This window comes from Kitasatospora sp. NPDC058965, from assembly GCF_042741245.1.
In the GTDB taxonomy this organism is placed as follows: Bacteria; Actinomycetota; Actinomycetes; order Streptomycetales; family Streptomycetaceae; genus Kitasatospora.
On record NZ_JBHYKG010000375.1, the window covers coordinates 1 to 7,668 of the forward strand.

Genomic DNA, 7,668 nt, shown 5'->3' on the forward strand with positions numbered 1-7,668 from the left:
CGGGTCAGCGGCGCAGGTCCAGTTCGATCTGCTCCAGGCTGCGCCCCTTGGTCTCCGGCACCAGCCGCCCGGTGAGCAGGAAGAGCGCCGCGTTGACGGCGGCGAACAGGTACATCGCGCCGCCGATGCCCAGGTGGTGGTGGTCCGACAGGATCGGGTAGACCGCGGTGATCACCCCGGTGGCGGCCCACAGCACCACCGCCGCCACACCGGTGCCCGCCCCGCGCGCCCTGAGCGGGAAGACCTCCGCCGTCATCACCCAGACCACCGCGCCCCACCCCAGTTCGTAGCCGGCCAGGTAGAGGACCAGCAGCACCACGGTCAACAGGCCCAGGCTGCCCTTGTCGTGCACGTGGGTCACCACCCAGCCGGTCAGCGCGAGGGTCGCCACCATCACCGCGTTGCCGATCAGCAGCAGCGGCTTGCGCCCCCACCGGTCGACCACGAAGACCACCCACGCGGTGAAGGCGAGTTTGGTGACCCCCAGCACGATCGCCGACAGCAGCGCGGTGTTGGCGGTCAGCCCGAGCGAGACCAGCATGGTCGGGAAGTAGGCGTTGATCGCGTTGACCCCGCTGAACTGCTGACCGACCGCCAGCAGCAGCGCCACCAGCAGCATCGGTCGCACCCGGGGCGCCCACAGGTCCCGCACCCGGTGGCCGGGCTGCGCGGCGTCCCGGCGGATCACCTCGCGGATCGAGGCCAGTTCGGCCTCGACCTCGCCCGCCGGACGGGTGGCCGCCAGCACGGCCCGCGCCTCGTCCTCCCGGCCCCGGTCGACCAGCCAGCGCGGGGTCTCGGGCAGGAACGACAGCCCGACCACCAGCACCACCGCGGGAACCAGGGCACCGGCGAACATCCAGCGCCACTGGTGCGCGGGCTGCAGCCAGTACCCGACCAGGAAGGCGATCAGGATGCCGCTGACGATGAAGATCTGGTTGAGCGAGCCCATCGCGCCGCGGGTCCGGGCCGGGGCCAGCTCGGCGAGGTAGGTCGGCACGGTGGCCGAGGAGAGGCCTATGCCCAGGCCCAGCACCGTGCGGAAGGCCACCAGCGCGCCGAACCCGGGCGCCAGCGCGCACGCCACCGTGCCGAGGATCACCACTCCGCCGGCCGCCATGATGGTCCGCCGCCGCCCCACCCGCCCGGTGAGCCGGGCGGCCAGGCCGGCCCCGACCATCGCGCCCACCGAGAGCGAGGCGGTGAGCACGCCCTTGTCCGGGCCGGACAGCTGCCAGGCCTTGGAGACGACCACCAGGATGCCCGCGATCACCCCGAGGTCGTAGCCGAACAGGATCCCGCCGAGCGCGCCGAAGGCGTACAGCGTCACGGGGTTGGTGCCGCGCGGGGTCGATGGCGACCGCGGGGCGGCGGTGGTCTGGCTCATGGTGGATCGCCCTGTCCTGTGGAGGGCCGGAGGCCCGGATCGTCAGGTCGGTTCGAGCTGTCGCTGAGCGGCGAGTGAAGCGCCAACCTGAGGACAGGTCAAGACCTCTCGTCCACATCCACGAATGACCGACCTTGCCAATGACCCTGTTTGTTCCAGTAATTGATACTTCGTCGATTCACATCCATGACTTCAGGACGACTGGGCGAACAACTTTGTCATTCCGTCATGCCCCGCTCCTTGCCCGCCTCCGCCGTCTCCCGCACCATGGAGGAACCGGTTCCTGCCTCCCGCCGGTCCCGCCGGTGCTTTGATGGCTCCAGCGCAGCACGGGGTTCGGAGGAGGGCATCGGGGTGGCACGACGGATCCTCGCCGACCGGTACGAACTGGGCGATCCCCTCGGCCGCGGCGGCACGGGCCGGGTGTACGCGGCCCTCGATCTGGAGCTGGGCCGGTCGGTGGCGGTCAAGCTGCTCACCGCGCTCGCCGACGAGACTGCCCAGGCGTTGCGCGAGGCGCGCAACGCGAACCGCGTGTCCCACCCGGGCGTGGTCGGGGTGCTGGACGTGGGCGAGGACGAGCACGGAACGCCCTTCCTCGTCATGGAGTTGGTCTCCGGCCGATCACTCCGGCAGGAGCTCCGCGAACGCGGCACGCCGGACCTCCACCGGGCGCTCGACTGGGCGGCCCAACTGGCCGACGTGCTGCACGCCGCGCACCGCGCCGGTGTGGTGCACCGCGACCTCAAGCCCGAGAACGTCATGGTCACGCCCGGGGGCACCCTCAGGGTGCTGGACTTCGGCATCGCCCGCAGCCGGTACACGACCCGGGCCACCAGTGCCGACATCGCCGGCACCCCGCAGTACATGCCACCGGAGGCCTTCCGGGCCGGGCGGCGACCGGAGGCGACCGGCGACCTCTACTCGCTCGGGTGCGTGCTCTACGAACTCATCACGGGCGAGCCACCGTTCCCAGGGCTCGACCTGTACCAGCTCGTAGGCGCCCACCAGTCGGGACGCCGGCCCGAGCGCCTGTCCGCCGTCCCGGCCGCGCTCGGCCCGCTGGTGATCGAGTTACTGGACGCTGCCCCGGAACTGCGGCCCGCCGATGCCGCCGAGGTGCGCAACCGGCTGCGCCGGATCCGGGCGGTACCGCCTCCACCCGCCGGCGCCGAACCGGCCACGTACCGCCCGACCCTGCGGGTGCCGAACCCCACCCTGCGCGATCCGGCGCCGTTCGCACCGCCGCCGGTCCCACGCGACATCCTGTTCCACCAACTCCCCACCGTTGCTCCGGGGTCGGACCTCGACCCACCGCGGGTCCGGGCCGCGCACCGGCACCCTCCCGGCGTCGCACCCAGGGCGAGCGCTCCACCGCTTCCCCCGCCGGCGCGCCGCGACCTTCCCCGCCCCACCGCGATCCCGGACGATCCTCCGATGCGCCGCCAACTCCCCCGCCCCACCGCGGTCCCGGGCGATCCTCCGATGCGCCGCCAACTCCCCCGCCCCACCGCGGAACCCGACCCCGATCACCCGGTGCCCGTACCGGCCCGGCCCGTTCCGCCCGCCCGGCGATCGGCTCGCCGGCCCCGGCTCGGCCGCACCGCCGGCCGGCGCCTGCTGGTCGCGAGCGCCGCCACGGCCGCCGCCGCCGGCCTGACCGCGGCGCTGCTGAACGGCGCCCCCACCAGGACCGCCTGGGTGCGCGACATCGGCGACGGCCTGGCCGGGCCCCCGGCTCTCGCCGGCAGCACGATCTACGTCGGGAGCACCAGCGACATCGTCTACGCGCTGGACCCCGTCGGCGGCGGCAAGAAGTGGGAGACCCAGCTCGCCTACGACGGGCAGTCCGCCTGGGTGACGGTGGCCGACGGCACCGTCTTCGCCGAATCAGGCCAGCGGACGGTCGTGGCCCTGAACGCCGACACGGGGAACCGGATCTGGTCGAAGCCGGGAACCAACTTCACCGTCGCCGACCACACCGTCTACGCCTCCGACATCGACGGACCGGTGACCGCCTACGACGCCGCCACCGGAACCGAGAAGTGGCGTCGCACCGCCACCGACGGCAGCACCTCCGAACCGACGGTGGCCGACGGCACGGTCTACGTGGTGGGTGCGCACGGCGACCAGGACACCGCGGTCGCGCTGGACGCCGCCAGTGGCCGACCGAAGTGGACCCACGACCTGGGCCCGTCCGGTCCGGGCTCGCTCAACTACCTGGGCGACGCGATTCCGGTCGTGGCGGACGGCACGGTCTACGTCGCGGACGCCAACGGCACGGTGTTCGCGCTGGACGCCGCCACCGGCAACAAGAAGTGGACCGTCCCCGTCGGCCACGATCTGAAGGCCGCACTGACCGCAACCCACGACACCGTCTACGTTGCCGACCAGACCGGCTCGGTGCGCGCCCTGAATCCGGCCGACGGGCAGGAGAAGTGGCGCCACACCGCCGGAGACGGCGGCTTCGCGGAACCGGTCCTGCTGAACGGCACGCTCTACCTCGCCGGCACCGCGGGCTACAACGGCAGGATCTATGCACTGGATGCCGCCACCGGGCGGGCGGAGTGGGACTACGACCTCGGTGAGAGCTCCCAGGGCATGCTGACGGTCGACCAGGGCGTGCTGTACGCCGCCGACACCAAGGGCAAGCTCTACGCGTTCAAGCCCACCGCGACCAAGAAGTAGCTCCGCGCCGTCAGCCCACCATGGAGCGGCGGGACAGGGCTCACCCCAGGCCCTCCACGAACCAGGCCAGGTTGCGGCGGACCCGTTCCGGTTCGGGGTTGCCGTGCAGCGCGGTGAGGCCGGCCCGCAGCGCCTCCTCGCGGCGGCCGCTGTTGCCCAGGCAGACCGCGAGCAGGTCCCAGGGCAGCCACTGGTAGTCGGTCTCGCGGCTGAAGCCGGTGGCCGGGCGGCGGTCGGCGCAGGTGGCGGCCTGGAAGAAGGGGGCGGCCTCGGCCCAGCGCTCCTGCTGGTAGTACACCTTGCCCACCACCACCCAGGCCTCCGGGCGGGCCGGGTCGAGCTGGACGGCGTCGAGCGCGGTGCGCGCCGCCTCCGGGTGGCGGGCCAGCGCGAGCAGCGACTCGGCCTGGCTGAGCAGCGCGAAGTACCGCTCCCAGGCGGACTGCACACCGTCCAACGCCTCGGCGTAGGCGACCACCGCCTCCTCGTGCCGGCCCTGGTCGCGCAGTTCGTTCGCCCGGTAGAAGAGGGTCCGCGGCGAGCGGTCGCCGGCCGCGTAACAGGCTTGCAGGATCCGCAGGTTGCGGCCGTGGTCGCGGGCTGCCTGGACACTGGTGCGCCGGTGCTCGACCACCAGCTCCGGCACCGCGCGCACCCGGGCGGCGGCCAGGTCCACGGCCTCGTGCACCGCGCCGCTCCAGCACAGTCCCGCCGCCCGGCGCAGCACCCGCTCGCGCTGCACCGTGAAGGTGCAGGCCGACCCGCCGGCGTCGAAGCCGTACTGGTACGGCGTCAGCAGCGCGTCCACACCGTCGTCCAGCTCGGCCAGCACCCGGGCGAAGGCGCGCTGGGCGGCGGGGGCCACCCGGTCGTCGGCGTCCAGCCAGACCACCCAGTCGCCGGTGCAGGCGGCCAGGCTGGCGTTGCGGGCGGCCGCGAAGTCGTCGGCCCACGGCACCTCGACCACCCGGGCGCCCGCCCGGTGCGCGATCCGCTGGGTGCCGTCGGTACTGCCGGTGTCGACCACCACGAGTTCGTCGCAGAAGGCGGCGGCATCGGCGAGCACGGCGGCCAGGGACTCGGCCTCGTCCTTGACGATCATCGAGAGGGAGGTGCGGGGCATGCCAGCGATTCTGACCCGCCGTCAGCCCAATGGGTCAGCGGCCCGGGCCGGGACTCCCCCAGCTGGGTGCATTCATAGGACTGTCAGATGAGCTGACGGAATGTCGTACCCGGCAGACGTCCGGCGGCGCCGTTCGATGGGTGCACTGTCCACCCGTCGTACGGAGATCGAGAGCATGCCAGCGCAACGGCCGTCCACGGCGCGCCCCCTCACCCGCAGCGCCGTGGTGCTGGGGATCCTGGTCGCCAGCACGTACTCGCCCTGGCCGGTGCCGGCCCGGGCGGGCAGCGGCCAGGCCACCCCGGTCACGGTGGCCAACGGCACCTTCGCCAACCCCGCGGTCAGCGGCGGCGACCAGGTGTACCAGGCCGTCACCAACCCGCCCGGCTGGACCGGCGCGACCGAGGTGTACACCCCCGCGTTCGCGCACCGCGCGGACGGCCTGCAGGCGGTCGACCTCAACACCACCGTCGCGAGCTCGCTGAGCCAGCAGCTGACCGGGATCAAGCAGGGCGCGACCGTCACGGTGACCTTCGGCAACAGCCCCAACACCTGGAACGGCTGCACGCTGACCCAGCTGGCGAACGGTCAGCCGTTCACGGTCACCGGGACCGGCGGGCCGACCACCGCCTTCACCACGGCGGGCGTGGCGACCCGCTCCACCGGCAACTGGCAGGACAGCAGCTACACCTTCGTCGCCGGCAGCGACAACCCGACCGTCACCTTCGCCTCCACCGAGACCCGGTCCAGCACCGCCTGCGGCCCGCTGCTCGCCAACGTCCGGGCGACCCAGAACCCGCCGGTCGCCGACCTGGTCATCAGCAAGGAGCTCACCACCAAGACGGTCTCCCCGAACGGGGCGGTCACCTGGACCATCACCGTGAAGAACCACGGGCCCGACACCGCGTACGGCGTGGTGGTCGGCGACCGCATCCCGCCCACCGTGCTCAGCCCGACCGCGACCGTCACCCAGGGCAGCGGCGGGCCGTGCACCCTGACCGCGCTCGGCGGCGGCGCGGGCACGCAGATGAGCTGCCCGATCACCTCGATCGCCGCGGGTGCGAGCGCGACGGTGTCGGTCGGCGGCACGCTCTCGGGCACGGCGGCGAACATCCCGGTGAACCAGGCCACGGTGACCGCCAGTACCCCGGACCCGGACCTGAACAACAACGGCCCCGTGGCGGCGGACCAGGCGGGGGCCACCTTCGTCGGACCCGTCACGATGGCCGGTCCCACCGGCCCGATGGGGCCCACCGGTCCGGCCGGGCCGACGGGAGCCACCGGGGCCGTGGGCGCGACGGGCGCGGTGGGCGCGACCGGGGCCGCCGGCCCGCAGGGGGCGACGGGGGCCGCAGGGGCTGCAGGCGCCACGGGCGCGCAGGGCCCGGCCGGCGCTGCCGGCGCCACGGGAGCGACCGGAGCAACAGGGGCGACAGGGGCAACAGGGGCAACAGGGGCCCAGGGGCCGGCCGGTGCGACGGGAGCAACCGGGGCGCAGGGACCGGCGGGAGCGACCGGGGCCACCGGCACCCAGGGACCGGCCGGTGCGACCGGAGCCGCAGGTGCGCAGGGGGCCACCGGTCCGCAGGGGTCCACCGGCGCTGCCGGCGCCACGGGAGCCACGGGAGCCGCCGGACCGGCTGGACCGACGGGCCCTCAGGGCGTAGCCGGGGCGGCCGGGGCTACGGGGGCGACGGGGGCTCAGGGGCCCGCGGGGGCGACCGGAGCCCAGGGTCCCGCCGGTGCCGTGGGAGCCACCGGCGCCCAAGGTGCAGCAGGCGCGACCGGAGCTACTGGTGCCACGGGAGCGCAGGGCCCGGCGGGCGCCACCGGCGCGCAAGGACCGGCCGGAGCAACTGGTGCGACGGGCGCACAGGGACCGGCCGGTGCGACCGGAGCCGCAGGTGCCACCGGCGCACAGGGACCGGCCGGAGCCACCGGCGCCGCGGGGCAACAGGGACAGCAGGGACCGACCGGCCCCGCCGGTACCCAGGGCGCGACCGGGGCCACCGGTCCGCAGGGGCCTGCCGGGGCGACCGGCGCCACCGGCGCGCAGGGCCCGGCGGGAGCGAACGGAACCACGGGCGCGACCGGAGCACAGGGCCCCGAGGGCCCGGCGGGCGCCACCGGGTCCCCAGGGCCGGCGGGTGCCACCGGCGCGCAAGGACCGGCAGGAGCGACTGGTGCCACGGGCGCCCAGGGACCGGCAGGAGCGACCGGAGCCACCGGGGAGACCGGTGCCACCGGCGCCCAGGGACCTGACGGCCCGACGGGTGCCACCGGCCCGCAGGGTTCGACCGGTCCCGCAGGTGCCACCGGCCCGCAGGGCCCGATCGGCGCCACCGGACCCACGGGTGCCCAGGGCCTCCAGGGCCTCCAGGGCGCTCAAGGCCTTCAAGGCCTTCAGGGCCCCGAAGGTCTCCAGGGCCTCCAGGGCCTGATCGGCCGCACCGGTCCGCTGGGAGCGACC

The 7,668-nt window shown here is 74.3% G+C and carries 4 protein-coding genes; 2 read left to right on the forward strand and 2 right to left on the reverse strand.

Annotated features, from left to right (window positions below):
* Positions 1-4 precede the first annotated feature (4 nt).
* Positions 5-1,387, reverse strand: coding sequence for a sugar porter family MFS transporter (locus tag ACFW1A_RS35995; protein WP_380416953.1), 1,383 nt, complete (start codon positions 1,385-1,387; stop codon positions 5-7).
* A 354-nt stretch (positions 1,388-1,741) separates the two neighbouring features.
* Between ACFW1A_RS35995 and ACFW1A_RS36000 the strand changes: the two genes are divergently transcribed.
* Entirely contained in the window at positions 1,742-4,075 is a 2,334-nt protein-coding gene (locus ACFW1A_RS36000) for a PQQ-binding-like beta-propeller repeat protein (protein WP_380416958.1), read from the forward strand.
* A 40-nt stretch (positions 4,076-4,115) separates the two neighbouring features.
* Here ACFW1A_RS36000 and ACFW1A_RS36005 read toward each other — a convergent pair whose 3' ends face one another.
* Complete coding sequence (locus ACFW1A_RS36005) at positions 4,116-5,198, reverse strand: glycosyltransferase (protein ID WP_380416962.1); 1,083 nt, start codon at positions 5,196-5,198, stop codon at positions 4,116-4,118.
* Positions 5,199-5,373: 175 nt separating this feature from the next.
* On the opposite strand from ACFW1A_RS36005, the gene ACFW1A_RS36010 reads away from it, so the two are divergent.
* The coding region (locus ACFW1A_RS36010; RefSeq protein ID WP_380416964.1) for a DUF642 domain-containing protein at positions 5,374-7,668 on the forward strand (2,295 nt) is incomplete at its 3' end.

Coding starts and splice junctions, on each gene's coding strand:
- ACFW1A_RS35995 (WP_380416953.1), bottom strand. CDS start 1,387: ATGAGCCAGACCACCGCCGCCCCGCGGTCGCCATCGACCCCGCGCGGC.
- ACFW1A_RS36005 (WP_380416962.1), bottom strand. CDS start 5,198: ATGCCCCGCACCTCCCTCTCGATGATCGTCAAGGACGAGGCCGAGTCC.